Below are 25,750 nucleotides of genomic sequence, written 5' to 3' on the forward strand. Positions count from 1 at the left end.
AACGGAGGCGATCGAGGGGAATTGGTCGGTGGTCCGTCATCTCTCAAGGAGGACGCTTCCGACATGAAGGCCGTCGTGATGGCCGGTGGCGAAGGCACTCGTCTTCGCCCCATGACCTCAAGCATGCCCAAGCCGCTTCTGCCGGTGGCCAACCGCCCGATCATGGAGCACGTACTCCGGCTCCTCAAGCGGCACGGGCTCACGGAGACGGTGGTCACCGTCCAGTTCCTCGCCTCACTGGTGAAGAACTACTTCGGTGACGGCGAGGAGCTCGGCATGGAGCTCACCTACGCCAACGAGGAAAAGCCACTCGGCACGGCGGGCAGCGTCAAGAATGCGGAAGAGGCCCTCAAGGACGACACCTTCCTCGTCATCTCGGGCGACGCCCTCACCGATTTCGACCTGACGGATCTCATCCGCTTCCACAAGGAAAAGGGCGCCCTCGTCACGGTCTGCCTCACCCGGGTGCCCAACCCGCTCGAATTCGGCATCACCATCGTGGACGATGCCGGAAAGGTCGAGCGCTTCCTGGAGAAGCCGACCTGGGGCCAGGTCTTCTCCGACACCGTGAACACGGGCATCTACGTCATGGAGCCCGAGGTCTTCGACTACGTGGCGCCCGACGTCCCGGTCGACTGGTCGGGTGACGTCTTCCCCCAGCTGATGAAGGAAGGCAAGCCCATCTACGGCTACGTCGCCGAGGGCTACTGGGAGGACGTCGGCACCCACGAGAGCTACGTCAAGGCCCAGGCCGACGTCCTCGAGCGCAAGGTGGACGTCGACATAGACGGCTTCGAGATCTCGCCCGGCGTCTGGGTCGCCGAGGGCGCCGAGGTCCACCCCGACGCCGAACTCCGCGGCCCCCTCTACATCGGCGACTACGCCAAGGTCGAGGCCGGCGCCGAGATCCGCGAGCACACCGTCGTCGGCTCCAACGTCGTCGTCAAGAGCGGCGCGTTCCTGCACAAGGCCGTCGTCCACGACAACGTCTACATCGGCCAGCAGAGCAACCTGCGCGGCTGCGTCGTCGGCAAGAACACCGACATCATGCGCGCCTCCCGGATCGAGGACGGCGCCGTCATCGGCGACGAGTGCCTCGTCGGCGAGGAATCGATCATCCAGGGGAACGTCCGCGTCTACCCCTTCAAGACGATCGAGGCCGGCGCGTTCGTCAACACCTCGGTCATCTGGGAGTCCCGCGGCCAGGCGCACCTGTTCGGGGCGCGCGGGGTGTCCGGCATCCTCAACGTCGAGATCACCCCGGAGCTGGCCGTCCGGCTGGCCGGCGCGTACGCCACGACGCTCAAGAAGGGCGCCACCGTCACCACGGCCCGCGACCACTCCCGCGGCGCCCGCGCCCTCAAACGGGCCGTCATCTCGGCCCTCCAGGCCAGCGCCATCGAGGTACGGGACCTGGAGAACGTCCCGCTGCCCGTGGCGCGGCAGCAGACCGCGCGGGGCAGCGCCGGCGGCATCATGATCCGCACCACGCCGGGGGTGCCGGACTCCGTCGACATCATGTTCTTCGACGAGCGCGGCGCCGACCTCTCGCAGGCCGGGCAGCGGAAGCTGGACCGCGTCTTCGCCCGCCAGGAGTACCGGCGCGCGTTCCCGGGCGAGATCGGCGACCTGTCCTTCCCGTCGAGCGTCTACGACTCGTACACGGGCTCGCTGCTGCGGTCCGTCGACACCACGGGCGTCGCCGAGGCCGGGCTGAAGGTCGTCGTGGACGCCTCCAACGGCAGCGCCGGACTCGTTCTCCCCAGCCTCCTCGGCCGGCTCGGCGTGGAGGCGCTGACCATCAACTCCGGACTGGACGAGGCGCGGCCCACCGAGACCGCCGACGCCCGGCGGTCCGGCCTGGTCCGGCTCGGGGAGATCGTCGCCTCCGCGCGGGCCGCGTTCGGCGTGCGGTTCGACCCCGTGGGCGAGCGGATCTCGCTGGTGGACGAGCGGGGGCGGATCGTCGAGGACGACCGCGCGCTGCTGGTCATGCTCGACCTGGTCGCCGCCGAGCGGCGGTCCGGACGGGTGGCGCTGCCGGTCACCACGACCCGGATCGCCGAGCAGGTGGCCGCCTACCACGGTACGCAGGTGGAGTGGACGACGACCTCGCCGGACGACCTGACCCGGGTCGGCCGGGCGGACTCGACCATCTTCGGCGGCGACGGGCGCGGCGGCTTCATCGTGCCGGAGTCCAGCAGCGTGTTCGACGGCACGGCGGCGTTCGTCCGGCTGGTCGGCCTGGTGGCGCGGACGCAGCTCACGCTCAGCCAGATCGACGCCCGGATCCCCCGGGCGCACGTCCTGCGGCGCGACCTGGCCACGCCGTGGGCGGTCAAGGGCCTGGTGATGCGTCAGGTGGTCGAGGCGGCCGGGGACCGCTCGGTCGACACGACCGACGGCGTCCGGGTGGTCGAGGCCGACGGGCGGTGGGTGATGGTGCTCCCCGACCCGGCCGAGGCCGTGACGCACCTGTGGGCCGAGGGGCCTGACGACGCGTCCGCCCAGGCGCTGCTGGACGAGTGGTCCGCCGTGGTGGACGGCGCGGGCCGCTAGCGGCCCCGGACGGCACGCGAGGGCGTCGTCTTCCCGGTCCCGTTCCGGCACGCCGGTGGGGCCATTGGGAGACGACGCCCCCGACGTGCGACGATGTGCGGCATGTCGCAGCAGCCCCCCGTTCGGAGGACCCCCGCACCGCCTCCGCGCCCCGACGCCTCCATGTCGCTGCTGACCAATGTGATGGACCACAGCCTGGACGACGGCTACGCGGAGGCGGCGGCCCGGCGGGCCGAGGGCGGCCAGGGGCTGCCGGGCAAGCTCCGGGCGAAGCTGGGGCTGGCCGCGGCGCTGCTGCTGGCCGCCGTGGTGGTGACGCTGGGTGCCGCGCAGGCGCGCATATCGGCACCGACGCTGGCCAAGGAGCGCGAGCAGCTCATCGGCCGCATCGAGAAGGAGACGGCGGCGGCGGACGCGCTGCAGAAGAACGTCAACGGGCTGCGGGAGACCGTCGGGGACCGGCAGCGCGAGGCGCTGGAGGAACACGGCGGCGACAAGGCCGAGTTGGTGTCCCTGCTCGCCGGGGCCACGCCGGTGCACGGCCCCGGGGTCAAGGTGGTCGTCGATGACGCCAAGCAGGCGAAGAGCGGGGGCGGTGGCCCTCGCGAGAGCAGCGGCTTCTCCGACACCGGCCGGGTGCGCGACCGCGATATGCAACGCGTCGTCAACGGCCTGTGGCAGGCCGGTGCGGAGGCCGTCGCGATCAATGACCAGCGCCTGACCTCGTTGTCGGCGATCAGGGCGGCCGGGGACGCCATACTGGTGGACAACAAGCCGCTGGCGCCGCCGTACACGGTGCTGGCGATCGGCGACGGCCGGCGGATGAGCACCTCGTTCCAGGACAGCGTCGACGGCCAGTACCTGCACGTCCTCCAGCAGAACTACGGGGTCAGGGCCAGCATCTCCGTCGAGGACGACATCCGGCTGTCGCCCGCGCCGAGTCTGACCGTACGAACCGCACGGCCGCAGGGGGGTGGCGCGGCCGGCCGCGCCGCCGACACAGGGAAGGGCACATCGTGATCGCCGTATTGGGCCTCATCGTGGGAGTCGTGGTCGGACTGGTCGTCCGCCCCGTGGTGCCGACGGCGGTCGAGCCCTACCTCCCCATCGCCGTCGTCGCGGCCCTGGACGCGGTGTTCGGCGGGCTCCGGGCGATGTTGGACGGCATCTTCGACGACAAGGTCTTCGTGGTGTCGTTCCTGTCGAACGTGGTCGTCGCGGCCCTCATCGTCTTCCTGGGCGACAAACTGGGCGTCGGGGCGCAGTTGTCCACCGGTGTGGTGGTCGTCCTGGGCATCCGCATCTTCTCCAACGCCGCCGCCATCCGGCGGCATGTGTTCCGGGCGTGAGGCCGATGAGCGACGACGACACGCCCGAGCGGCCGGAGGAGAAGCCCGGCCGGGGAGAGCAGGAGCGGAAGGCGACCGCGCCGGACGGCCCCGAGGCGCGGCCGGCCGGGGAAGCGGAAGGCCCGGAGGACGCCGGCGGGACGCGTCCGTCCCCCGCGCCGGAGCCGCCCGGGGAACCGCCCCTGACGGGCCGTCAGCGGCTGGTGAAGGGCCTGTGGCCGCCCCGGTTCACCCGGGCCCAGCTGACCGTCGCCCTGCTGCTGTGCGTGCTGGGCCTGGGTCTGGCGATCCAGGTGCGGTCGAACAGCGAGAGCAGCGTGCTGCGCGGTGCGCGCCAGGAGGACCTGGTGCGGATCCTGGACGAACTCGACAACCGCACCAAGCGGCTCGAGGACGAGAAGCGGAAGCTGGAGGGCCAGCGGACGGAGCTGGAGAGCAGCTCCAACCAGGCCGCCGAGGCCCGTAAGCAGACGGCGCAGAAGGAGCAGCAGCTCGGCATCCTGGCGGGCACGGTGGCCGCCCAGGGGCCCGGCATCGTCCTCACGGTGAGCGACGGCAAGGGGGCCGTGGAGCCCGACATGCTGCTGGACGCCGTCCAGGAGTTGCGGGCGGCCGGCGCTGAGGCGATCCAGCTCAACGATGTCCGGGTGGCCGCCGACACATATTTCTCCGGTGGCGCGGGGAAGGTGGAGATCGACGGCAAGAAGGTGTCGCAGCCTTACAAGTTCAAGGTCATCGGCAAGCCCGACGATCTGAAGCCCGCTCTCAACATCCCCGGTGGTGTGGTGCAGACTCTGCAGAAGGAGCAGGCCGGGGTGGACATCTCCCGGTCTGAGAAGATCGTTGTCGACGCCTTGCGTCCGGCGAAGCGGCCTGACTACGCTCGGTCGTCATCGCGGTGAGGCGGGCGAACGCAGGGGTTCTGCGGGGAGGGCGGGAAGTTGCGGGGGGTCGGCGCACCAAGACGGGGGTGCGTGATGGAAACTGTCCATCGGCCTTGGACGTTGTAAGGATGTCCAGGTCGGACGGTGTGTGCAGCGAGGTTTTGTCCTGCCCCACGGGCGGGTCTGTTTCGGTCAAGGGGAATCGCCCGTGAAGTTGTTTGCGAAGTTGTTCGGCAAGAGCTCCCGCCAGAGCGGCGGCGGTTCCGCGCGCCACCGGGCCCAGGCCCCGGTGGAAGGCGATGAGCGGGGCCAGGAGGGTCGTCCCCTCTTCCGCGACCAGGCGGGTGTCCACGGCGGCGCCCCGGGGGGCCAGGGAGTTCCTCCCGGCGACCCCACGGCGACCGCGCGCATAGGTCTCGGTACGCCGATGTCGGGTGCGGGGGAAGGGGCTGCGTTGCCGGTCTGTACGAGGTGTGGTCATCGGAACGGCGAGAACAGCCGGTTCTGCTCCAACTGCGGTGCGCCGCTGCGGCCGGGTGCCGTCGCCGAGCGCGCCTCGGAGACCACGTCCACGATCTCCATCTCCGGTCTGGAGGCGTACGACTCCGAGACCACCGGCCAGACGGCCATCCCGTCGCTCTCCCCGGAGGCCCAGGCCGCCGTGGAGGCGCTGCCGATGGGTTCGGCGCTGCTGGTCGTCCGGCGCGGTCCCAACTCGGGCAGCCGCTTCCTGCTGGACGGCGAGGTGACCACGGCGGGCCGCCACCCGCAGAGCGACATCTTCCTCGACGACGTCACGGTCTCGCGCCGCCACGTGGAGTTCCGGCGGGGGCAGGACGGCGGCTTCAGCGTCACGGACGTCGGCAGCCTCAACGGCACGTACGTGAACCGGGAGCAGATCGACTCGGTGGTGCTGTCGAACGGCGACGAGGTGCAGATCGGCAAGTACCGCCTGGTCTTCTTCGGCAGCCAGCGGGCCATCTGACCCCTCCCGGACGTGGTCCGGGAGGACAGCCGCCCGGGAGACAGCCGCCCCGGAGGACAGCAAGGGAAGAGCCATGCTTCAGACACCGTCGGGCGGTGCCGGCTCCTCCGGCACCGCCGGTGCGGAGGGCCGGCTGGTGAGCATCGGAACGGTGCTCAACCTGCTGCGCGAGGAGTTCCCCGAGGTCACCATCTCCAAGATCCGTTTCCTGGAGGCGGAGGGCCTGGTCGAACCGCAGCGCACGCCGTCCGGTTACCGCAAGTTCAGCACGGCGGACGTGGAGCGGCTCGCCCAGGTGCTGCGGATGCAGCGCGACCACTACCTGCCGTTGAAGGTCATCCGCGAGCACCTGGACGCGCTGGCCCGCGGCGAGCGGATCCCGCTGCCCGCCCCCGGACAGCCCCGGGACGGCCTCGACCTCGGGGAGCTCGTCGAAGGGCCCGAGGACCCGGTGGAGGCCGCACCCGAGCCCGTTCCCGTGGGGCCCGGCGGGCGGATCGGCCGCGCCGAGCTGCTGGAGCTCACCGGGGTCACCGAGGGTGAGCTCGTGGAGTGGGAGTCGTACGGGCTGGTCGTCCCCCACCCGGACGGCGGATTCGGCGCCGACTCCGTGGCCGTCGCCCGCCTCGTCGCGGACCTGGGACGATTCGGGCTGGAGCCGCGGCACCTCCGGGCCGTGAAGGCCGCGGCGGACCGCGAGGCGGGCCTGGTCGAACAGGTGGTCGCACCCCTGCGCAGGCACCGCAACCCGCAGACCAGGGCGCACGCCGAGGCCACCGCCCGGGAGCTCGCCGGGCTGTCCGTCCGGCTGCACGCGGCGCTGGTGCGCTCCGCGCTCCAGTCGCGCGGGCAGTGACCGCCGGGGCGGTGCGGACAGTGACCGAGGGCGGCCCCGACTACCCAAACCGGCCGAGCACGTCCTAGGGTTGCTGTGTGAACGAGCTCGATGTCGTGGGTGTCCGGGTGGAAATGCCCTCCAACCAACCGATCGTGCTCCTGCGCGAAGTGGGAGGCGACCGCTACCTCCCCATCTGGATCGGACCGGGGGAGGCGACGGCGATCGCCTTCGCCCAGCAGGGGATGGCTCCGGCCCGACCGCTGACCCACGACCTGTTCAAGGACGTGCTGGAGGCGGTGGGGCAGCAGCTCGCGGAGGTCCGCATCACGGACCTGCGCGAAGGCGTGTTCTACGCGGAGCTGGTCTTCGCCAGCGGAGTCGAGGTGAGCGCCAGGCCGTCCGACGCCATAGCGCTGGCCCTGCGCACCGGAACGCCGATCTACGGCAGTGACGGGGTGCTGGACGACGCGGGGATCGCCATCCCGGACGAGCAGGAGGACGAGGTGGAGAAGTTCCGCGAGTTCCTCGACCAGATCTCGCCGGAGGACTTCGGTACCAACAGCCAGTGAGGCGGCCGGCGAGCCCCTTTCGGCAGGCTCACCAGGGCGTGCCCGGGGCCGCGGCAGGGTATTCGAGTAGCCTTTCCCCTGCGGGGACACGTAAAACCACTCTCAGGGTGATTATCACTCGGCGTGCCGAGTGTGGCGATCGTTGACGCACCCCGAGCGACTGCCTACCGTCGAGAAGGCAGGTCAAGGACGGAGGTCGGCGTGAGAAGCACGGGCGACGGTACAGCGGTCGGCAGTCCGTATCCGCTGCGCGGGGGATCGGTCGAACCGGTGACCCTCCCTCATAGCCTGAACGGTGCGGGCGGTACCCCCGCCCACGGCCTGAGCGGCGTGGGAAGCGTGGGGACCGTGGGAAGCACCCCCGTCCCCGCCGCGGCGGTCACCGCCCAGCGGGGGCCCCGGGCCGGCGGTTCGAGAGACGCGGACGGTGAGGGCGGCGCGGCGCCCGCCACGGAGACCATCGGCTACCGCGGGCCCACCGCCTGCGCGGCGGCTGGCATCACCTACCGGCAGCTCGACTACTGGGCGCGCACGGGGCTCGTGGAGCCGAGCGTCCGGCCCGCGTACGGGTCCGGCAGCCAGCGGCTGTACAGCTTCCGGGACGTCGTCGTCCTCAAGATCGTCAAGCGGCTGCTGGACACCGGTGTCTCGCTGCAGAACATCCGCACCGCCGTCCGGCACCTGCGCTCCCGTGGCATGGCCGACCTCGCGCAGATGACGCTGATGAGCGACGGCGCGACGGTCTACGAGTGCGCGTCCCCCGACGAGGTCGTGGGGCTCCTCCAGGGGGGCCAGGGCGTCTTCGGGATCGCCGTCGGGGTGGTCTGGCGGGACGTCGAGAGCGCGCTCGCCCAGCTCCACGGGGAGCGGGTGGACACCGGCGAGACGCTGATCGGCCACAACCCGGAGGACGAGCTGGCGCGGCGGCGCAACCGGGCGGGCTGAGAGCGGCTCCAGGCGGTAGGAAGCGGGCTCGGGGTTCCTCCCCGGGCCCACTTTCGCGTGGGCGGGACGTGGGCGTGGCGTGGCACGGACGGGCTCGTCGTCGCACGTCAGCGCGATTGTCAGTGGTATGCGGGACCATTCGTGGTGTGAGAGGTTCACCGACGATCCTGCATCTCGACATGGACGCCTTCTACGCCTCGGTGGAGCAGGCGGCCAAGCCCAGCCTGCGCGGAAAGCCGGTCGTCGTGGGCGGCATCGGCCCGCGCGGTGTGGTGGCCACCGCGTCGTACGAGGCGCGGGTCTTCGGGGTGCACTCGGCCATGGCCACGGCCCAGGCCCGCCGGCTGTGCCCCAACGCGGCCTATCTGACCCCGCGCTTCAGCCTGTACCAGCAGGTGAGCGGCGTGGTCATGGGGCTGCTGGGCGAGCTGTCGCCGCTGGTGGAGCCGCTCAGCCTCGACGAGGCGTTCGTCGACCTGGAGGCGGGCGGCGTCGAGCCGGACTCGGCGGCCGTACGGGCGGTGGGGGAGCGGCTGCGCAGGGACATCCTGGCGGCGACGGGGGTCAGCGGGTCGGTGGGGCTCGCCGGGTCCAAGATGCTCGCCAAGATCGCCTCCGAGCAGGCGAAGCCGGACGGGCTGGTCGTCATCGAGCCGGGCACGGAGCTGGAGCTGCTGGGGCCCATGCCGGTACGGACGATCCCGGGCGTCGGGCCCGCCACCGCCGAGACGCTGCGGCGCGCGGGCATCCACACGGTGGCCGAGACGGCCGAGGCGGGCGAGGCGGAGCTGGTGCGGCTGCTGGGCAAGGCGCACGGAGCCGGGCTCCACGCCCTGGCGACCGGCCATGACGACCGGCCCGTCGTGGCCGAGCGGGACGCGAAGTCCGTCTCCGTCGAGGACACCTTCGCCGAGGACCTGACCGACCGGACGCGGGTGCAGCTGGAGCTCGCGCGCCTCGCCGACCGCTGCGTCCGGCGGCTGCGCGCGGCCGGACGGTCGGGGCGGACGGTCGTCATCAAGGTGCGACGGTACGACTTCTCGACGCTGACGCGCTCCGAGACGCTCCGGGGGCCGACGGACGACCCGGCGGTGGTCCGGGAGGCGGCCGCTCGGTTGCTGGAGGGGGTCGATACGACGGCGGGGGTGCGGTTGTTGGGGGTGGGGGTGAGCGGGCTCGCCGATTACACGCAGGAGGATCTGTTCGCCCAGGCGTTGGCCGCGGAGGCGGCCGCGGGTGACGGCGGACTTCCGGATGCCGAGGGGGCGCCTGAGGCGCGGGCCGACGACGGCGCGTCGCCCGCCCGGCGGTGGTTGCCGGGGCTGGACGTGGTGCATCGGGAGCTCGGGCGGGGGTGGGTGCAGGGGAGCGGGCTCGGGCGGGTCACCGTGCGGTTCGAGGAGCCGTGGTCGGAGGGGCCGGGGCGGGTGCGGACGTTCTCCGTCGACGATCCGGATTTGGAGCCGGGGGAACCGGTGCCGTTGATACGGCCGGTGGTGGGGGAGGGGGTGACGCCGCCGCCTGTCGGTGGCGTGGCCGCCGGAGCGGGGCGGTGAGGGTGCGCTGACGCGGGTGGGTGCCCCAGCCCCGCCCTTTCACCGTTTCCTGCGGGGGCAGCCCCCCGCGCCCCCCCCAGCGCACCTGCGGCGCGCGTCCTCGGGCCGGACGGGCCGTGGCGGCCCGCCAGGCCCCTGCCGCGGCCGGGCGGGCGCGGTTCAGGCACTGTGGCCTGGTTCCTGCCCGGGGTCGGTGGGGCGTTGCGATTCGTGCCCGGTCCGCTCCCTCCCGCCCGTCCCGGGCGCCGGTGTGTCCGGGGTCGGCAAGGGCATGCGGTAGTGGTGGTAGAGGCGGAGTTCCTGTTCGGGGGAGAGGTGGCGGCCTACGCCCAGGTCCGGGGCGGTTCTGATGAGGGTGCGGTCGTAGGGGATGCGCAGGGACTCGTCGACGACCTCGCTCGGTTCCAGGGGGACGAAGGCGTCGCGGCCGAAGAGGCCGGTGCGGACGGCCGCCCATTCGGGTTCGCCGGTGGCGTCGTCGAGGTAGACCTCGTCCACCGTGCCGATCTTCGCGCCGTCGCGGTCGTAGGCCTTGCGGCCGATCAGGGTCCGAGGATCGATATCCGACTGCATCTGTCCTCCCGGGAGTCACTTCCGTCCCCTCTCTGTCCCCTGGTTCCCCCGGGAGACCTCTCGCAAAGCCCGGGAAAACCCTCGGGAGGCGAGATAAGCCGCCAATCAGGAGTAATGGGGGAGCCCGCGGAAAAGCACCGGCCGGGAGATCCGTCGTCGGCATCGCCGCTGGTAGGCTGGCGATTGGCTGTGGACCCCGCGCGGGAGAGTCCTCCAGGAGCCGGAGAGGCATCGGCCTCGGCGGGTCCAACGGGGGCGCCGAAGGAGCAAATCCTCCCCGGAATCTCTCAGGCACCCGTACCGCGCGGACGAGGTCACTCTGGAAAGCAGGGCGGGCACCGGACCGGGCACCATGCCGAGCCCCTCCTCACCGACGGTGAAAGCCGGGTCGCGTCTGACGTCGCCCCGGTGAAGCTCTCAGGTCGAGATGACAGAGGGGGAGGCCGTCCGGGTACCCGCGCCGTGGTACCCCTCGCAGGTCGCAATGACCAGGAGGCCCCCGCAGATGACCGCCCACCGCATCGCCCTCTCCGACCTGGAGCGCGGCACTCCCTTCGCCGGCCGCCACATAGGCCCCGACAGCGGGGCGCAGGCGAAGATGCTCGCCCATGTCGGCTTCGGCTCGCTGGACGAACTCACCGCCGCCGCCGTGCCGGACGTGATCAAGAGCGCCGAGGCGCTCCGGCTCCCCGCGCCCCGCGGCGAGGCCGAGGTGATCGCCGAGCTGCGCGGTCTCGCGGACCGCAACCAGGTGCTCGTGCCCATGATCGGGCTCGGCTACCACGGCACGTTCACCCCGCCGGTGATCCTCCGTAACGTCATGGAGAACCCCGCCTGGTACACGGCGTACACCCCGTACCAGCCGGAGATCTCCCAGGGCCGCCTGGAGGCCCTGCTCAACTTCCAGACCGTCGTCGCCGACCTCACCGGGCTGCCGACCTCCGGCGCGTCCCTGCTCGACGAGGGCACCGCCGCCGCCGAGGCGATGGCGCTCGCGCGGCGCGTGGGCAAGGTCAAGGGCGGGGTGTTCCTCGTCGACGCCGACGCCCTGCCGCAGACCGTGGCCGTCATCGAGACGCGCGCCGAGCCGACCGGCGTCGAGGTCGTCGTCGCCGACCTCTCCGCCGGCATCCCGGACGAGATCGCCGAGCGCGGCGTCTTCGGCGTGCTGCTCCAGTACCCGGGTGCCTCCGGTGCCATCCGCGACCTGCGGCCGGTCATCGAGCGGGCGCACGAGCTGGGCGCCATCGTCACCGTCGCCGCCGACCTGCTGGCGCTGACGCTGCTCACCCCGCCCGGCGAGCTGGGCGCGGACATCGCCGTGGGCACCAGCCAGCGGTTCGGAGTCCCGATGGGCTTCGGCGGTCCGCACGCCGGCTACATGGCCGTCCGCGAGCAGTACGCGCGCAGCCTGCCCGGCCGTCTCGTCGGCGTCTCCGTCGACGCGGACGGCGACAAGGCGTACCGCCTGGCCCTCCAGACCCGCGAGCAGCACATCCGCCGCGAGAAGGCCACCAGCAACATCTGCACCGCGCAGGTGCTGCTGGCGGTCATGGCCGGGATGTACGCCGTCTACCACGGGCCCGACGGGCTCACCGGCATCGCCCGCCGCGTGCACCGGTACGCCACGCTGCTCGCCGAGGGCCTGCGGGCCGGCGGCGTCGAGGTCGTGCACGGCGCGTACTTCGACACCGTCACCGCGCGGGTGCCGGGCCGGGCGGACGAGATCGTCGCCGCCGCCCTGGAGCGGGGCGTCAACCTGCGTCGTACGGACGCCGACACCGTCGGCATCGCCTGCGACGAGACCACCACCCGTGAGCACCTGGCCGCCGTATGGGCCGCGTTCGGGGTGGACGCCGACGTGGAGGCGCTGGACGCCGGCACCGCCGACGCGCTCCCCGAGGGGCTGCTGCGCGGCTCCGACTTCCTTACCCACCCGGTCTTCCACCAGCACCGCTCCGAGACCGCGATGCTGCGCTACCTGCGCCGCCTCGCCGACCGGGACTACGCGCTGGACCGGGGCATGATCCCGCTGGGCTCGTGCACCATGAAGCTCAACGCGACGACCGAGATGGAGCCGGTCACCTGGCCGGAGTTCGGCGCGCTGCACCCGTTCGCCCCGGCGGAGCAGGCCGAGGGCTACCTCACGCTCATCCGCGAGCTGGAGGAGCGGCTGGCCGAGGTCACCGGCTACGACAAGGTCTCGCTCCAGCCCAACGCCGGTTCGCAGGGCGAGCTGGCCGGTCTGCTGGCCGTCCGCGCCTACCACCGCGCCAACGGCGACGAGCAGCGGACCGTGTGCCTCATCCCGTCCTCCGCGCACGGCACCAACGCGGCCAGCGCCGTGATGGCCGGCATGCGCGTCGTCGTGGTGAAGACGGGCGAGGACGGCGAGGTCGACGCCGACGACCTGCGCGCAAAGATCGAGAAGCACCGCGACGAGCTGGCCGTCCTCATGGTCACCTACCCGTCCACGCACGGCGTGTTCGAGGAGCACATCAGCGAGATCTGCGGTCTCGTGCACGAGGCGGGCGGCCAGGTGTACGTGGACGGCGCCAACCTCAACGCCCTGGTGGGGGTGGCGAAGCCGGGCGAGTTCGGGGGCGACGTCTCGCACCTGAACCTGCACAAGACCTTCTGCATCCCGCACGGCGGCGGCGGCCCGGGCGTCGGCCCCGTGGCCGTCCGCTCCCACCTCGCGCCGTACCTGCCCAACCACCCGCTCCAGCCCGCCGCGGGCCCGGAGACCGGGGTAGGCCCGATCTCGGCCGCGCCGTGGGGCTCGGCCGGCATCCTGCCGATCTCCTGGGCCTACGTCCGGCTGATGGGCGGCGAGGGCCTCAAGGCCGCGACCCAGGTCGCGGTGCTGAGCGCCAACTACATCGCCAAGCGCCTGGAGCCGCACTACCCGGTGCTCTACACCGGTCCCAACGGCCTCGTCGCCCACGAGTGCATCGTGGACCTCCGGCCGCTCACCAAGGCGACCGGCGTCACCGTCGACGACGTCGCCAAGCGCCTGATCGACTACGGCTTCCACGCGCCGACGATGTCGTTCCCGGTGGCCGGCACGCTGATGATCGAGCCCACCGAGAGCGAGGACCTGGGCGAACTCGACCGGTTCTGCGAGGCGATGATCGCGATCCGCGCGGAGATCGAGAAGGTCGGCTCCGGCGAGTGGGACAAGGACGACAACCCGCTGCGCAACGCCCCGCACACCGCCGCGTCGATCGCCGGTGCGTGGGAGCGCCCGTACGACCGGGAGACGGCGGTCTTCCCGGGCGGTGTCTCCGCGGCCGACAAGTACTGGCCGCCGGTGCGCCGGGTCGACGGTGCGTTCGGTGACCGCAACCTCGTCTGCTCGTGCCCGCCGCTGGATGAGTACGAGGGCTGATCCCGGCACAAGCGGAGGGCCGGTCCGGCGGGAACGCCGGGCCGGCCCTTTCGTCGCGTCGTACGTGGTGCGGGTGGTGCGTGGTGCGTCAGGCCGCCGTCACCACATGCTCGGCGCCGAGCGGCCGGTGCGGGGCGATGATCTGTCCGTCCGGCAGCAGTTCGCCGGTGTCCTCGAAGCAGAGGACGCCGTTGCACAGCAGGCTCCAGCCCTGCTGGGGGAAGTGCGCCACGAGGTGGGCGGCTTCCCGGTCGGCGGAATCGGCTGACGGGCACGCGGGATGGTGCTGGCACATGGGAGGGTTCTTTCGCTGGGATGTCTCTGCTGCTGTCGCTGTGCTGCGGCTCGATGCGGTGGTCATGCCGCCCCCCGTGACGATGTGGTCTGTCGGTCCCAGTGTTGCCCTACGGGCGTGATTCCGCAGGGATTTCGTAGCAGCGGTCCGCTGTGGGGGAAGACGCGTCACCCATGCGGACGGTTGCTGTCAACAAGTCTGCTCCTTCGGTCGGTTCGGGTCGACCTCCGCGCGCTGGGCCGTGTGGGTGACATGGAGTGGCAGGGGGGTGCACGGGGGCGGGAGGGGCGGGAACGGCGCGGCGCCCCGCGGCCGGAGGGGTCGCGGGGCGCCGTCGGTACGTGTCAGGCGGTCTTCAGCATCGGTGCCGTGAGAGGGGGCGGGGTCAGCCGGAGGGTGAGGACCGGCAGCAGGTCGGCGAAGCGGTGCGGACGGTGGGCGGCGATACCGGGCGGCGCGGGGGCGAGCGGCACCAGGAGGTCGCCGGGGGCGGGCAGGCCGGACTCCGCGTCGGCCGTGATGTCGCCGTGCAGCCACAAGGTCAGCATGTAGAGGCCGGGCACGGTCAGCAGGCGCGGCTGGTACGGCGTCGACAGCGACTCCGCCTGCCGCAGGGCGAGTTCGGTGGAGACGACGTACGGTCCCTCGAAGAAGTGCGAGAACGTCCAGCCGTCGGCGGTCGGCCGGGCCTCGCCCGCGGCGATGGCGCGCTCGTCCTCCTTGATCAGGAAGCGCCAGCCGGTGAGCCGGGTGCGGGGCGCGGCGCCGGCCGGGGAGTGCTGTTCCAGCACGTGGACGGGGAGCGGGAGTTCGCAGCTGAGCGCTCCCTGGGCGGCCTTCAGGGACGGGGTGCGGGTCTCCCGGACCGCGGTGGGGGAGCCGAGGGCGGTGCGGACGCTACGGAGGGCAGGCGCGGGGGCAGGGGGGATGTGCAGCGGCATGATGGGTCGCCTCTCACTTCGGAGACACGCAGGTGCTGGCAGGTGACGACGCTGTCGGTGTGCGGGGTCAGAGGGGGGCCGGGACCGACTGCCGGGGCGCCTACTCTCTGCCTCACTCCGAGTTTATACGACACATGTTCACAGGGTGTTTCGGCTAGCTGTCGCCGGTATTTCCGGCAAGGGGAAATCAGGGCCGCCTGCGGGGTCGTTTTCGGTGTTTTCGTTCCCGGTCGCGCACACCTGACCTCGGTTTCTTTCCCGGGAACGGTCGGCCGAAACTCGTCGGTGTTTATCACCAGCGCAATGCGACATGCCATGAGCTGCCGTCATGCCATCGGAATGTGCCGGAGTGCGCTTGGCTGCCAGCCTACCGGTTATACGGGGACGGGGTGAGGCGTTTCGATCGCCTCGTCTGGGCATCATCGACCGTGACGGGAACGGGCCGGCGCCGAGGGCGACCGCTGGAGGAGGACGCGTCCATGGGTGAGAAGGTCGCCGCCGTGGAGTTCGGCCTGGACGACCGGCAGCGGCACCGGGACAAGCTCCGGCAGTGCCTGGAAGGGCTGGGGAGGTTACTGGAGGAGAAGCGTTTCGACCGGCCCCGGAACCTTATGGGGCTGGAGATCGAGTTGAATCTGGCGGGCTCCGACGGTATGCCGAGCATGATGAATGCCAAGGTGCTGGAGCGTATCGCGAGCCATGATTTCCAGACCGAACTCGGTCAATTCAACCTGGAAGTGAACATTGTCCCGCACCGGTTGTCGGGACGCGTTCTCGACCAACTCGCCGAAGAGCTGCGCACCGGCCTCTCCTATGCCGACCGGAAAGCCCGGGAAGTGGGCTCCCGAATAGTGATGATCGGCATTCTGCCGACCCTCGGCCAGTCCGACCTCGTACCCGACAACTTCTCCGCCGCCGACCGTTACGCGCTTCTCAACGAGCAGGTGATGGCCGCCCGCGGCGAGGACGTCCGCATCGACATCGCCGGCGTCGAACGGCTGACCTGCACCGCGCGGTCCATCTGTCCCGAGGCCGCCTGCACTTCGGTGCAACTGCACCTCCAGGTCACCCCCGGCCGGTTCGCCGCCGTCTGGAACGCGGCCCAGGCGGTGGCCGCCGCGCAGATCGCGGTGGGCGCCAACTCCCCGTTCCTCTTCGGCCGCGAGCTGTGGCGCGAGAGCCGGCCGCCGCTGTTCGTCCAGTCCACCGACACCCGCCCGCCCGAACTGCAGGCGCAGGGCGTACGGCCGCGCACCTGGTTCGGGGAGCGGTGGATCGACTCGGCGTACGAACTCTTCGAGGAGAACCTCCGCTTCTTCCCCCCGCTGCTCCCCATCAGCGGTGACGAGGACCCCCTGCGGGTGCTGGACGCGGGCGGGGTGCCGCGACTGGACGAACTCGTCCTGCACAACGGCACCGTCTACCGCTGGAACCGGCCCGTCTACGGCATCGCCGACGGCGTCCCCCACCTGCGGGTCGAGAACCGCGTCCTGCCCGCAGGACCGACCGTCACCGACGTGCTGGCCAACACGGCGTTCTACTACGGGCTCGTCCGGGCCCTCGCGGAGGAACCGCGCCCGGTGTGGACGCGGCTGCCGTTCGCCGCCGCGGCCGACAACTTCGATGCCGCCTGCCGGCACGGCATCGACGCCGTGCTGCGCTGGCCCAAAGGACGCAACGGAGGCGTCGCCCAGGTGCCCGCCGTCCGGCTGGTCCGCGACGAACTGCTGCCGCTCGCCGCCGCCGGCCTCGACGCCTGGGGCGTCGAACCCGCCGACCGCGACCGCTACCTCGGCGTCATCGAGGGCCGCTGCCGCCGGCGCGCCAACGGCGCGTCCTGGCAGGCCGCCACCTACCACGCGGCGCGCGACCGCGGCCTGGACCGGCACGCCGCGCTGGCCGCCACCACGCGGCGCTACTGCGAGCTGATGGCGACCGGGGAGCCGGTGCACACCTGGCCGGTGGGGATCGCCTGACCTCGCGACCTCGCGACCTCGTGAGCTCGCGACTTCGTGACCTCGCGACCTCGTGAGCTCGCGACTTTGTGAGCTCGCGACTTCGTGACCTCGCGACCTCGCGACCTCGCGAGACGAGCCCCTCTGTGGTCGGGGCCCGCGGCCGTCGGGCAAGCTGGGACGACGCGGTGGCGGTACCGCCGCGGAGCCGTACGCGACGACGCGCGGGCGGTACGGCGAGGGGCGCAGGCAGGAGTGGACCACGAGTGAACAGAGCGACGCGACAGGGCGCCCGTGACGCGGAGGGGCACGACGCGGCAGAACATGACGCGGGGGAGCGTCCGGGCGTCCCGGCCGGGTCGGCCGCCGTCCCCGTCCCCGCCGCCGTACCGTCGCGGCGGACGCTGCGTACCGAGACCGTTCTCGTGCTGGCCCTCTCCCTGGGTGCCAGCGGGGTCTCGGCGCTGATCAGCTTTATCGGCGCGCTCACCCGGCCGGGCGGGCTCAAGGACCAGGCCGCCCGGCTCAACACCTCCCACGCGCCCGGCCGGCCCTGGCTCGACCTGGCCTGGCAGCTGTTCGGCATCGCGACCGCGCTGGTGCCCGTCCTCCTCGTCGCCCATCTGCTGTCGCGCGAGGGCGCCGGGCTGCGGTCGATCGGCTTCGACCGCCGCCGCCCCGGTTCCGACCTCGCGCGCGGCACCGCCGTCGCCGCGGTCGTGGGCGGCACGGGGCTGCTGCTCTACCTGGGCGCGCGGGCCGCCGGGTCCAACCTGACGGTGGTGCCCGAGTCGCTGCCGGACGTGTGGTGGAAGTTCCCGGTGCTGATCGCCTCCGCCGTGCAGAACGCGGTGCTGGAGGAGGTCGTGGTCGTCGGCTACCTGCTGCGCAGGCTGGGCCAGACGGGCTGGGGGCCCCTGGCCGCCCTGGCCGCGAGCGCGGTGCTGCGCGGGTCCTACCACCTGTACCAGGGCGTCGGGGGGTTCCTCGGGAACGTGGCGATGGGCGTCCTCTTCGTCCTCCTCTACCGGCGGTGGGGGCGGGTGGGGCCGCTGGTGGCGGCGCACGCGCTGATCGACATCGTGGCGTTCGCCGGGTACGCGCTGCTCGCGGGGAAGGTGGGGTGGCTGCCGACGGCGTGAGCGGCCCGGCCCCCGTCAGACCAGGAACTCGCCGTCGATCACCGTCACGGCGCGGCCCGTCAGCAGCGTGCGGTCGCCGCGCAACGCGGTGCGGACCCGTCCCCGCCGGGCGCCGCCCTGCAGGCCCGTCAGCTCGGTGCGGCCGAGGCGGGCCGCCCAGAAGGGGGCCAGCGCGGTGTGCGCGCTGCCGGTGACCGGGTCCTCGTCGATGCCGACGTTGGGGAAGAAGCCGCGGGAGACGTAGTCGTAGCCGAGGGCGGGGTCGGCGGCGGGCGCGGTGACGATGATCCCCCGGCGGGACCGGCCCGCCAGCGCGCGCCAGTCGGGGGTCAGGGCGTGGACGGTCCGCTCGTCGGACAGCTCGACGAGCAGGTCGCCGATGTGGCCGCTGGTGTCGTGCACGCTCAGCGGCGCGGCGCCGAGCGCCTCGGCCAGCCCGTCGGGGACGGCCAGCGGGGTGAGCGAGGACGTCGGGAAGTCCAGCGTCAGGGAACCGTCGTCGTGCGCCGTCGTGGTGAGCACACCACACCGGGCGGCGAAGCGCACGGTTCCGGTGGCGGCTCCGGTGGTGTGCAGGACGTGTGCGGCGGCCAGGGTGGCGTGGCCGCACATGTCGACCTCGGTGGACGGGGTGAACCAGCGCAGCGCCCAGTCCGCTTCTCCCTCGTCCCGCTCGCCCGTGCCGTCCAGCGGCCGGGCGAACGCCGTTTCGGAGAGGTTGACCTCGGCGGCGACGGCCTGGAGCCGGTCGTCGTCGGGGAAGGGGCCGTCGAAGAGCATGACGCCGGCCGGGTTGCCGGCGAAGGGGCGGTCGGTGAACGCGTCGACGATTCGGATTCGCATGGCAGGACCGTAGGGCGCGGGGACGGCTCCCGACACGGCCAATCGCCGGGAGGTGGCCTCGTTCGGCCCGGTGGGGTACGGGCCGCCGGGGCCCCGGGGCGGTCGGCGTGCGACGGCCCGCCGCTGGGGGCACGAGCCCCACCCCGTCGGGAGCGGTCTGCTCGTCGGTCCGGGGGCAACCGTACACATGCCGACCGCGCGGACAGCGTCCGAAGAGCCAAGGAAGGGGCCGGTCCGCGACCGGCGGGGGCTTGTCGTGCGAGCGTTACCGATATATCGTCGAAGCATCGCGAACGATCGATGAACTGGAGGAGCGATATGCGGTACTCCCATGGTCACGAGCACCCCGGCTTCGGTCGGCGTGGTGGTGGCGGACTTGGTGAAAGGGGTGAAAGGGGTGAGCGCGGGCGGCGGGCCTTCGGGTCGTTCGGGCCGTTCGGGCCGCCCTTCGGCGGGCCCCCGTTCGGGGGGCGGGGGCGCGGTGGGCCGGGCGGCCGGGCGCGGCGCGGTGATGTGCGGGCGTCGATCCTGGCGCTGCTCAAGGACCGGCCGATGCACGGTTACGAGATGATCCGCGAGATCGCGGAGCGCAGCGGCGGTGCGTGGCGGCCCAGCCCCGGGTCGGTGTACCCCACCCTGCAACTGCTGGAGGACGAGGGGCTGATCAGCAGTGCGAGCGAGGGTGGCAAGAAGCTGTTCGCGCTCACCGAGGACGGCCGCGCGGAGGCCGACGCGGGCTCCCCGGCCCCCTGGGAGCAGGTCGCCGGGGGTGCCGATCGCGAGACCGCGCAGGAGGTCAGGCAGGCCGGCTTCGCGCTGATGGAGGCGTTCGGGCAGGTCTGGCGCACCGGCAGCGCGGAGCAGCGGGAGCAGGCGCTCGCCGTCGTCAACGAGACGCGCCGCAAGCTCTATCTGATCCTCGCCGAGGGCGACTGACCCGTCGTCGGTCCCTTGGGGGACACCACCCGTGCGTCTCCTCCTCAAGGAGGAGCGCACGGGTGTCCGCGCCCAACCGGAGGGGGACGCGCGAATGCTTCCGCCCGGGGATGCCTCCGGCGCCCTGGACTGATGGGGTGGGAGGGTGCAAAGCCGTACACCTGACATCGGCGGGGCGGACGAGGTGCCGCTGAGCACGGAGGTGGCGGCGGCGGTCGCCGGTGCCCGTCGGCGCGCCCTGCGCGACGGTGACCGGCAGATCGACACCGCCCACCTGCTGCACTCCCTGCTGGAGGCCGACCCCGAGACCCGGCTCGCGCTGCCCGGCGGCCCGGACCGGGTCGTACGGCTGCTCGGCTACCTCGTGCAGCGCAGCATCGGCTACGGCCTGCGCTGGCGCGGCTCCGTCGAGGACTCCCTGGCGCTGCCGCTGCTGCCGGAAGGCGGGGTTCCCGGCTGGTCGCCCGCCGCGGCCATCGCCATGGGCGAGGCGTACGCGCGGGCCGCCGTCCGCGGTCCGGGCCCGGTCGAGGGGCTCGACCTGCTGGCCGCGCTCGCCCTCGACCCCCGCTGCCGTGCCGTGGAGGTGCTGGAACACGCCGGGATCGACGCGGAGGGGCTGCGCTTCCGGCCGGCCGCCGGCCGATGGGTCAGGAGCCACACCGGTGACGGTCCTGTCGGAGCCTGACATGATGCGTCGATGCGGAAGGAACTGCGGTCCGGGCTGCGGTCCGGCGTGCTGTCCGGTGTCTTCTCCGGCGTGTCGTCCGGCGGAAGGGGGACGGGGCTTGCCCTCGCCCTCATCTCCGCGCTCGCGTTCGGTGGTTCGGGGGTCGCGGCCAAACCGTTGATCGAGGCGGGGCTCGACCCGCTCCACGTGGTCTGGCTGCGGTCCGCCGGCGCGGCCCTGGTGCTGCTGCCCGTCGCGTGGCGGCACCGTGCGCTTGTGACGCGCCGTCCCGCGCTGCTCGCGGGTTTCGGTCTGCTGGCCGTCGCGGGAGTCCAGGCCTGCTACTTCGCGGCCATCTCGCGGATCCCGGTCGGTGTCGCCCTGCTCGTCGAGTACCTGGCCCCAGCCCTGGTGCTGTGCTGGGTGCGGTTCGTCCGGCGGCGGGCGGTGTCGCGGGCGGCGGCGGCCGGCGTGGTGCTGGCGGTGGGCGGGCTGGCCTGCGTGGTCGAGGTGTGGTCCGGGCTGCGGTTCGACGCCCTGGGGTTGCTGCTCGCCCTCGGCGGGGCCGTCTGCCAGGTCGGCTACTTCGTCCTGTCCGACCACGGGGATGGCGACGCCGAGTCCGCCGACCCCATCGGCGTCATCGCCTACGGCTTCCTCTTCGGCGCCCTCCTCCTCACGGTGGTGGCGCGGCCCTGGGGCATGGACGCGCGGGTGCTCGCCGGGAGCGCGGAACTGCACGGCGGGGACGTCCCGGCCGTCGTCCTGCTGATCTGGCTGGTGCTGATCGCCACCGTGGCCGCCTACCTGACCGGGGTGGTGTCGGTGCGGCTGCTGTCCCCGCAGGTGGCGGGGGTCGTGGCCTGTCTGGAGGCGGTGGTCGCGACCGTGCTGGCCTGGGTGCTGCTGGGCGAGCGGCTGTCCGTCCCGCAGTTGGTGGGCGGCGCGGTCGTGCTGCTCGGGGCCTTCGTCGCCCAGCGCTCGGCGCCGCGGGAGGGTGGGGTACGGGGTGGTGGGGGTGACGGGGCAGGCGGGCTCCGGGAGGGTCTCGTGGAGGGCCTCCCGGACGGTCTCGTGGACGGCCTCCGGGACGGTCTCGTGGACGGTGTTCCGGGTGGCCTTCGGGAGGCGGAAGGCGGGCCCGGCGGGAGGGAGTTGTCCGGCGGCGCGCCGCGGTCCTAAGATGTGATCATGCCTACGAGTGCTGTTCTTCCGCCTCCCGCCGCCTAGCGCGGGCGGCCCTTCCTTCCCCCCCCTCCCACCCGATCACCTGTGATCCGGTCCCTGGGGGTTTCCCGGACCTCTTCCGGGTGACCGGCCCGGTGCGCGATGACGCGCCCGGGTGTCGGCCGCTGCCCGCGTTCGAAGACCACGCGACCTTTCACGTCTTCAGCGGGAGAACAGCCATGTCCGACACTTCCGTGTCGTCTTCCCTTCCTACCGATCTTCGTTCCGGCCTTCGTTCCGGCCTTCCTTCCGTGCGCCCCGGCGGCCCGCGGATCCCGTCCGCCGGGCGCGGCCTGCTCTACGTCACTTTCACCGCCCTCACCTGGGGGACCACCGGGGCCACCGCGACCCTGGCGATCGACAGCAGCGGCCTCGACCCCGTCGCGCTCACCTTCTGGCGCTGCGCCGGCGGCTTCGCGCTGCTGCTGGCCGTACGGTTCCTGGTGCCCTCGCGGCGCGCGGCCGGGCGTCCGCGGCCGGCCGGGCCGCGGCGGGGCAGGGTGACGGCCGCCCTGGTCAACGGGGTCGGGCTCACCGTGTTCAACGCGGCCTTCTTCGCGGCGGTGGACGCCACGGGGACGGCGGTCGGCACCGTCGTCACCCTGGGGGCCGCGCCCGTGCTGGCGGCGCTCGGCGGCCGGCTGCTGATGGGCGAACGGCTCGGCGCGGGCGGCCGGCTGGCCGTCGCCGGAGCCCTCGCCGGCCTGGCCGTGCTGGTGCTCGGCGGCGGCTCGGCCACCGTACGGCCGGCCGGGGTGGCGCTGGCGCTGCTGTCGGCGGCCGGGTACGCGCTGTTCGCCGTCCACGCCCGGCACCTCGGCCGGGCGGGCCGGGCGACGGACCCCTTCACCACCACCCTGACCTCGTTCGGCGTCTGCACCGTGCTCCTGCTGCCGTTCGCGCTGGCGGGCGGGGTGCTGCCGAGCGCCGAGGGGCTGGGGCGCACGCTGGTGCTGATGGGCTACCTGGTGACCGTGCCGACGGCGCTGGCCTACGCGCTGTTCTTCACCGGGCTGCAGGCGGTGCGCGCCACCACGGCCACCGTGATCACCCTGCTGGAGCCGGTCACCGCCGCGGTCATCGCCGTGACGGTGCTGGGGGAGCGGGTGACGGCCGCGACCGTCCTGGGCACGGTGGTGCTGATGGCCGCGGTGGCGGGGCTGGCCCTGGTGGAGACGCGCGGGGCGGGGCGAACCGCCCGGTCCGGGGCGGCCGTTCCGGCTGGTGAGCCGGTCGGCGGGTCAGTCGGTGAGCCGGCCGGGGGGCCGGAGGCCGGGGCGGCCGCCGGGCCGGTCAGCGGGGCGTGAGGTAGCCGGGGAGCGGGGTGCCGGGGGCGAGGTCGTCCGCCGGGACCGGCGTCCCGCGCACGGTGGTCACGGGGATGACGCCCGTCCAGTACGGCAGGGCGAGGTCCTCCGGATCGTCCCCGGGGCCGCCGGTACGGACCTTGGCGGAGACCTCCGCCAGGTCGACGCGCAGCACCGCCGTGGCGGCCAGCTCCTTGGGCGACCCCGGCCGGGAGTCCGCCGCCCGGCCGGGCACCGCCTGGTCCACCAGGGCGTCGAGCGCGGTCGTCAGCTCCTCCGGGTCGGTCACGCGGCGGGCGGTGCCGTGGACCACGACACAGCGGTAGTTGACGGAGTGGTTGAAGGCGCTGCGGGCCAGCACCAGGCCGTCGACGTGGGTGACGGTGACGCAGACGGGTATGCCCTCGGCGGCCTCCCCGGCGGCGCGCAGCGGGGCGGAGCCAGTGGAGCCGTGCACGTACAGCCGCTCGCCGACGCGTCCGTAGAGCGTCGGCAGGACGACCGGCGCGCCGTCGCGGACGAAACCGAGGTGGCACAGGTAGCCGTCGTCGAGGATGGCGTGGACCAGTTCGCGGTCGTAGGAGGCGCGGTCGCGGTAGCGGGTGGGGGTGGTACGGGCGGTGCGCTCGTACGTTCCGCCGGGGGAGGGGACCTGGGGCGAGGTCGGGGACGGAGACGGGGAGGGAGCCGGGGACGGCGATGAGGACGGAGCCGGGACCGAGGCCGGGAGCGGGGAAGACATTGCGGACTCCATTGCACTAGTGCATAATCGAGTTTGTGCTAGGAGAGTATCGGATCACGGGCCGCCGCGCAGCGGAGATCTCGGAGAGTGTGGAACGCGCCGTCGGCGACGGCCGCCTCCCTCCGGGGGAACTGCTGCCGCCGCTGCGGGAGTTGGCCGTCGAGCTGGGCGTCAACCACAACACGGTGGCGTCCGCCTACCGGATCCTGCGCGACCGGGGGGTGATCGAGACGGCCGGCCGGCGCGGGAGCCGGGTGCGGCCCCGCCCGGCCAGCACGCCCCGCGAGCTCATCGCGGTGGAGGTGCCGGACGGGGTGCGCGACGCGGCGACGGGCAACCCCGATCCCGCGCTGCTGCCGCCGCTCGGCGCCGCGCTCGCCGCGGCGGCCGAGCGGTCGGCCCGGACCCCGGTGCTGTACGGCGAACCGCCGGTCGGCACCGAGCTGGAGCGGATGGCGCGCGTCGCCTTCGACGCGGACGGCGTGCCCGACGGGCCGGTCGCGGTGGTCTCCGGCGCCCTCGACGGGCTGGAACGGGTGCTGGCGGCCCATCTGCGCCCGGGCGACGCCGTCGCGGTCGAGGACCCGGGCTGGGGCAGCCTCCTCGACCTCGTCCCCGCCCTCGGTCTGCGGCCCGTCCCCGTCGCGGTGGACGACGACGGGCCGGAGCCGGAGGCGGTCGCCCGCGCCCTGGAGGGCGGCGCCCGTGCCCTGGTCGTGACCTGCCGCGCGCAGAACCCCACCGGCGCGCTCGTCGGCGCGGACCGCGCCCGGGAGTTGCGGACCGTCCTCGCCGCCCACCCCGGCGTGCTGCTCGTCGAGGACGACCACGGGCACGGCATCGTCGACGCGCCCGCGCACCCGCTCGGCGGCGTCACCGAGCACTGGGCCTTCGTCCGCTCCGTCGCCAAGGCGTACGGCCCCGACCTGCGGCTCGCCGTGCTCACCGGCGACGCCGTGACCGTGGACCGGGTGCGGGGGCGGCAGCGCCTCGGGCCCGGCTGGGTGAGCCACGTCCTCCAGGACGCGGTGCTCCACCTGTGGCGGACGGGGGCCGTCGACCCGGTCGCGACGGCCGCCGCGTACGGCCGCCGGCGCGACGCGCTCGTCCGCGCCCTGCGGGAGCGGGGGCTGGCGGCGCGCGGACGCAGCGGGATGAACGTCTGGCTGCCGGTGCCGGACGAGACGGGGGCCGTGGCCCGGCTGATGCGCGCCGGCTACGCGGTGGCGCCCGGTGCCCGCTTCCGGCTCGCCTCGCCGCCCGGGGTGCGGATCACGGTGTCCGCCCTGGGGCCGGAGGATGTCGAGCCGGTCGCGGACGCGCTGGCGGCCGCTATCGGGCCGGCCGTGACGGGGCGTCACGGCTGAGAGGGGGGGCGAGGGGACGGGAGGGGAGAGCGGAGGGGGGTGAGGGCTGCGGGGTGTTGACGCTCGGTCGGGCCGGGCCGCAGTGTGGTGCGGGTGCGCGCGGTGCGCGCGGTGCGCGCGGTGTGGGCGAGTTCGCGGGGCACTGTGGCCGGGCCGGCCCGGCCGGCGCCGGCAGCAGGGCGCGTCGGCCGCCGCGCCTACGGCGCCGGTGCCGTAGCCAAGGCGGCGGCGCGCTCGCCCGGCGCCGCTACGTGTCGTCGCGGTCCGTGCGGCTGCTGAGGCGCTTGCAGATGTCCGCGCCATACGCCTCCGACGCGCGGCGGCAACACGTGAGCTGCCATCGTCGCGCGCATCGCCCAGCGTCGTTACGTAGCGTCGCGGCCCCGTGCGGCTGTTGGGGCGCCTGCGGGTGTGCGCGTCGTACGCCCTTGGCGCGCGACGGCACGCGCGAGCCGACACCGTCGCGCGCCCGCCCGGCGCCGCGATGTGCCGGCACTTGTACGTGTCGTCGCGTCCGGCGTGGCTGTTGGGGCGCCTGCGGGTGTGCGCGCGTACGCCTCTGGGGCGCGGCGGCAACACGCGAGCTGCCGTCGTCGCTACGTGTCGTCGCGGTTCCGCGTGACTGTAGGCGCCTGCGGGTCTCCGCGCCGTAAGCCCTGGCGCGCGGCGGCATGCG

At 73.2% G+C, this 25,750-nt stretch carries 22 protein-coding genes and 1 riboswitch; of the genes, 17 read left to right on the forward strand and 5 right to left on the reverse strand.

Translation table 11 applies throughout. The features are described from left to right. Nucleotides 1–63: 63 nt before the first annotated feature. From K7I03_RS29360 to K7I03_RS29405, 9 genes are all read left to right on the forward strand, one after another. A complete protein-coding gene (locus K7I03_RS29360; RefSeq protein WP_185940761.1) occupies nucleotides 64–2,559 on the forward strand; it encodes a mannose-1-phosphate guanyltransferase in 2,496 nt (831 codons plus the stop codon). A gap of 102 nt (nucleotides 2,560–2,661) precedes the next feature. Then, nucleotides 2,662–3,579, forward strand: coding sequence for a DUF881 domain-containing protein (locus K7I03_RS29365; RefSeq protein WP_185940762.1), 918 nt, complete (start codon nucleotides 2,662–2,664; stop codon nucleotides 3,577–3,579). Beyond that, complete coding sequence (locus K7I03_RS29370; RefSeq protein ID WP_004947174.1) at nucleotides 3,576–3,908, forward strand: small basic family protein; 333 nt, start codon at nucleotides 3,576–3,578, stop codon at nucleotides 3,906–3,908. The genes K7I03_RS29365 and K7I03_RS29370 overlap by 4 nt, the downstream gene beginning before the upstream one ends. A 5-nt stretch (nucleotides 3,909–3,913) precedes the next feature. Next, the gene (locus tag K7I03_RS29375) at nucleotides 3,914–4,810 is read left to right on the forward strand and encodes a DUF881 domain-containing protein (RefSeq protein ID WP_185940763.1); all 897 of its coding nucleotides are present in this window, start codon (nucleotides 3,914–3,916) and stop codon (nucleotides 4,808–4,810) included. A 130-nt stretch (nucleotides 4,811–4,940) separates the two neighbouring features. Continuing rightward, on the forward strand, nucleotides 4,941–5,777 hold the full coding sequence (locus K7I03_RS34430) for an FHA domain-containing protein (RefSeq protein WP_398858175.1): 837 nt from the start codon (nucleotides 4,941–4,943) through the stop codon (nucleotides 5,775–5,777). 73 nt (nucleotides 5,778–5,850) lie between these two features. After that, on the forward strand, nucleotides 5,851–6,633 hold the full coding sequence (gene ftsR, locus K7I03_RS29390) for a transcriptional regulator FtsR (RefSeq protein ID WP_185940764.1): 783 nt from the start codon (nucleotides 5,851–5,853) through the stop codon (nucleotides 6,631–6,633). A gap of 77 nt (nucleotides 6,634–6,710) precedes the next feature. Continuing rightward, a complete protein-coding gene (locus K7I03_RS29395; RefSeq protein WP_004947186.1) occupies nucleotides 6,711–7,184 on the forward strand; it encodes a bifunctional nuclease family protein in 474 nt (157 codons plus the stop codon). Between the two features lie 201 nt (nucleotides 7,185–7,385). Next, the gene (locus K7I03_RS29400) at nucleotides 7,386–8,129 is read left to right on the forward strand and encodes a MerR family transcriptional regulator (RefSeq protein WP_185940765.1); all 744 of its coding nucleotides are present in this window, start codon (nucleotides 7,386–7,388) and stop codon (nucleotides 8,127–8,129) included. Between the two features lie 146 nt (nucleotides 8,130–8,275). Further along, a complete protein-coding gene (locus K7I03_RS29405; RefSeq protein ID WP_185940766.1) occupies nucleotides 8,276–9,685 on the forward strand; it encodes a DNA polymerase IV in 1,410 nt (469 codons plus the stop codon). A 159-nt stretch (nucleotides 9,686–9,844) separates the two neighbouring features. Here K7I03_RS29405 and K7I03_RS29410 read toward each other — a convergent pair whose 3' ends face one another. Continuing rightward, a complete protein-coding gene (locus K7I03_RS29410; protein ID WP_185940767.1) occupies nucleotides 9,845–10,258 on the reverse strand; it encodes a PRC-barrel domain-containing protein in 414 nt (137 codons plus the stop codon). 191 nt (nucleotides 10,259–10,449) lie between these two features. Next, nucleotides 10,450–10,571: riboswitch (glycine riboswitch) on the forward strand. Nucleotides 10,572–10,763: 192 nt separating this feature from the next. On the opposite strand from K7I03_RS29410, the gene gcvP reads away from it, so the two are divergent. Beyond that, complete coding sequence (gene gcvP, locus K7I03_RS29415; protein ID WP_185940768.1) at nucleotides 10,764–13,649, forward strand: aminomethyl-transferring glycine dehydrogenase; 2,886 nt, start codon at nucleotides 10,764–10,766, stop codon at nucleotides 13,647–13,649. Nucleotides 13,650–13,737: 88 nt separating this feature from the next. On the opposite strand, the gene K7I03_RS29420 is transcribed toward gcvP, so the two are convergent. Then, nucleotides 13,738–13,944 (reverse strand): DUF5999 family protein, encoded by a 207-nt coding sequence (locus tag K7I03_RS29420; RefSeq protein WP_004947198.1) that lies wholly within the window; start codon nucleotides 13,942–13,944, stop codon nucleotides 13,738–13,740. 344 nt (nucleotides 13,945–14,288) lie between these two features. Continuing rightward, complete coding sequence (locus K7I03_RS29425) at nucleotides 14,289–14,885, reverse strand: hypothetical protein (protein ID WP_185940769.1); 597 nt, start codon at nucleotides 14,883–14,885, stop codon at nucleotides 14,289–14,291. A gap of 479 nt (nucleotides 14,886–15,364) precedes the next feature. On the opposite strand from K7I03_RS29425, the gene K7I03_RS29430 reads away from it, so the two are divergent. Both K7I03_RS29430 and K7I03_RS29435 read left to right on the forward strand, forming a co-directional pair. Beyond that, nucleotides 15,365–16,861: a glutamate-cysteine ligase family protein gene (locus K7I03_RS29430; protein ID WP_185940770.1), complete on the forward strand. Its 1,497-nt coding sequence runs from the start codon at nucleotides 15,365–15,367 to the stop codon at nucleotides 16,859–16,861. Between the two features lie 383 nt (nucleotides 16,862–17,244). Next, complete coding sequence (locus tag K7I03_RS29435; protein WP_185941033.1) at nucleotides 17,245–17,982, forward strand: CPBP family intramembrane glutamic endopeptidase; 738 nt, start codon at nucleotides 17,245–17,247, stop codon at nucleotides 17,980–17,982. 15 nt (nucleotides 17,983–17,997) lie between these two features. Here the strand turns inward: K7I03_RS29435 and K7I03_RS29440 are convergent, their stop codons facing one another. Then, nucleotides 17,998–18,825, reverse strand: a complete 828-nt coding sequence (locus K7I03_RS29440) for a PhzF family phenazine biosynthesis protein (RefSeq protein ID WP_185940771.1) — start codon at nucleotides 18,823–18,825, stop codon at nucleotides 17,998–18,000. Between the two features lie 318 nt (nucleotides 18,826–19,143). On the opposite strand from K7I03_RS29440, the gene K7I03_RS29445 reads away from it, so the two are divergent. The 4 genes from K7I03_RS29445 to K7I03_RS29460 all read left to right on the forward strand — a co-directional run bounded on the left by K7I03_RS29445 (nucleotide 19,144) and on the right by K7I03_RS29460 (nucleotide 22,965). Then, a complete protein-coding gene (locus tag K7I03_RS29445) occupies nucleotides 19,144–19,761 on the forward strand; it encodes a PadR family transcriptional regulator (RefSeq protein ID WP_185940772.1) in 618 nt (205 codons plus the stop codon). 145 nt (nucleotides 19,762–19,906) lie between these two features. Further along, the gene (locus K7I03_RS29450) at nucleotides 19,907–20,449 is read left to right on the forward strand and encodes a Clp protease N-terminal domain-containing protein (protein WP_224347274.1); all 543 of its coding nucleotides are present in this window, start codon (nucleotides 19,907–19,909) and stop codon (nucleotides 20,447–20,449) included. 12 nt (nucleotides 20,450–20,461) lie between these two features. Next, nucleotides 20,462–21,613 carry an EamA family transporter gene (locus K7I03_RS29455; RefSeq protein ID WP_224347275.1) on the forward strand — a complete coding sequence of 384 codons (1,152 nt, stop codon included), beginning with the start codon at nucleotides 20,462–20,464 and terminating at the stop codon, nucleotides 21,611–21,613. Nucleotides 21,614–21,837: 224 nt separating this feature from the next. Beyond that, a complete protein-coding gene (locus K7I03_RS29460) occupies nucleotides 21,838–22,965 on the forward strand; it encodes a DMT family transporter (protein ID WP_224347276.1) in 1,128 nt (375 codons plus the stop codon). Here K7I03_RS29460 and K7I03_RS29465 read toward each other — a convergent pair. Next, entirely contained in the window at nucleotides 22,952–23,707 is a 756-nt protein-coding gene (locus K7I03_RS29465) for a pyridoxamine 5'-phosphate oxidase family protein (RefSeq protein WP_185940773.1), read from the reverse strand. The two genes, K7I03_RS29460 and K7I03_RS29465, sit on opposite strands and share 14 nt — an antisense overlap. A gap of 35 nt (nucleotides 23,708–23,742) precedes the next feature. On the opposite strand from K7I03_RS29465, the gene K7I03_RS29470 reads away from it, so the two are divergent. After that, nucleotides 23,743–25,074: an aminotransferase class I/II-fold pyridoxal phosphate-dependent enzyme gene (locus K7I03_RS29470; protein ID WP_185940774.1), complete on the forward strand. Its 1,332-nt coding sequence runs from the start codon at nucleotides 23,743–23,745 to the stop codon at nucleotides 25,072–25,074. The last annotated feature ends 676 nt before the right edge of the window (nucleotides 25,075–25,750 follow it).

It is taken from the genome of Streptomyces mobaraensis (assembly GCF_020099395.1).
Lineage (GTDB): Bacteria > Actinomycetota > Actinomycetes > Streptomycetales > Streptomycetaceae > Streptomyces.

Excerpts from the sequence above, each read along its gene's own strand:
- K7I03_RS29360 (WP_185940761.1), top strand. The coding sequence starts at position 64 with ATGAAGGCCGTCGTGATGGCCGGTGGCGAAGGCACTCGTCTTCGCCCC.
- K7I03_RS29365 (WP_185940762.1), top strand. The coding sequence starts at position 2,662 with ATGTCGCAGCAGCCCCCCGTTCGGAGGACCCCCGCACCGCCTCCGCGC.
- K7I03_RS29375 (WP_185940763.1), top strand. The coding sequence starts at position 3,914 with ATGAGCGACGACGACACGCCCGAGCGGCCGGAGGAGAAGCCCGGCCGG.
- ftsR (WP_185940764.1), top strand. The coding sequence starts at position 5,851 with ATGCTTCAGACACCGTCGGGCGGTGCCGGCTCCTCCGGCACCGCCGGT.
- K7I03_RS29410 (WP_185940767.1), bottom strand. The coding sequence starts at position 10,258 with ATGCAGTCGGATATCGATCCTCGGACCCTGATCGGCCGCAAGGCCTAC.
- gcvP (WP_185940768.1), top strand. The coding sequence starts at position 10,764 with ATGACCGCCCACCGCATCGCCCTCTCCGACCTGGAGCGCGGCACTCCC.
- K7I03_RS29420 (WP_004947198.1), bottom strand. The coding sequence starts at position 13,944 with ATGTGCCAGCACCATCCCGCGTGCCCGTCAGCCGATTCCGCCGACCGG.
- K7I03_RS29425 (WP_185940769.1), bottom strand. The coding sequence starts at position 14,885 with ATGCCGCTGCACATCCCCCCTGCCCCCGCGCCTGCCCTCCGTAGCGTC.
- K7I03_RS29430 (WP_185940770.1), top strand. The coding sequence starts at position 15,365 with ATGGGTGAGAAGGTCGCCGCCGTGGAGTTCGGCCTGGACGACCGGCAG.
- K7I03_RS29440 (WP_185940771.1), bottom strand. The coding sequence starts at position 18,825 with ATGCGAATCCGAATCGTCGACGCGTTCACCGACCGCCCCTTCGCCGGC.
- K7I03_RS29445 (WP_185940772.1), top strand. The coding sequence starts at position 19,144 with ATGCGGTACTCCCATGGTCACGAGCACCCCGGCTTCGGTCGGCGTGGT.
- K7I03_RS29455 (WP_224347275.1), top strand. The coding sequence starts at position 20,462 with ATGCGGAAGGAACTGCGGTCCGGGCTGCGGTCCGGCGTGCTGTCCGGT.
- K7I03_RS29460 (WP_224347276.1), top strand. The coding sequence starts at position 21,838 with ATGTCCGACACTTCCGTGTCGTCTTCCCTTCCTACCGATCTTCGTTCC.
- K7I03_RS29465 (WP_185940773.1), bottom strand. The coding sequence starts at position 23,707 with ATGTCTTCCCCGCTCCCGGCCTCGGTCCCGGCTCCGTCCTCATCGCCG.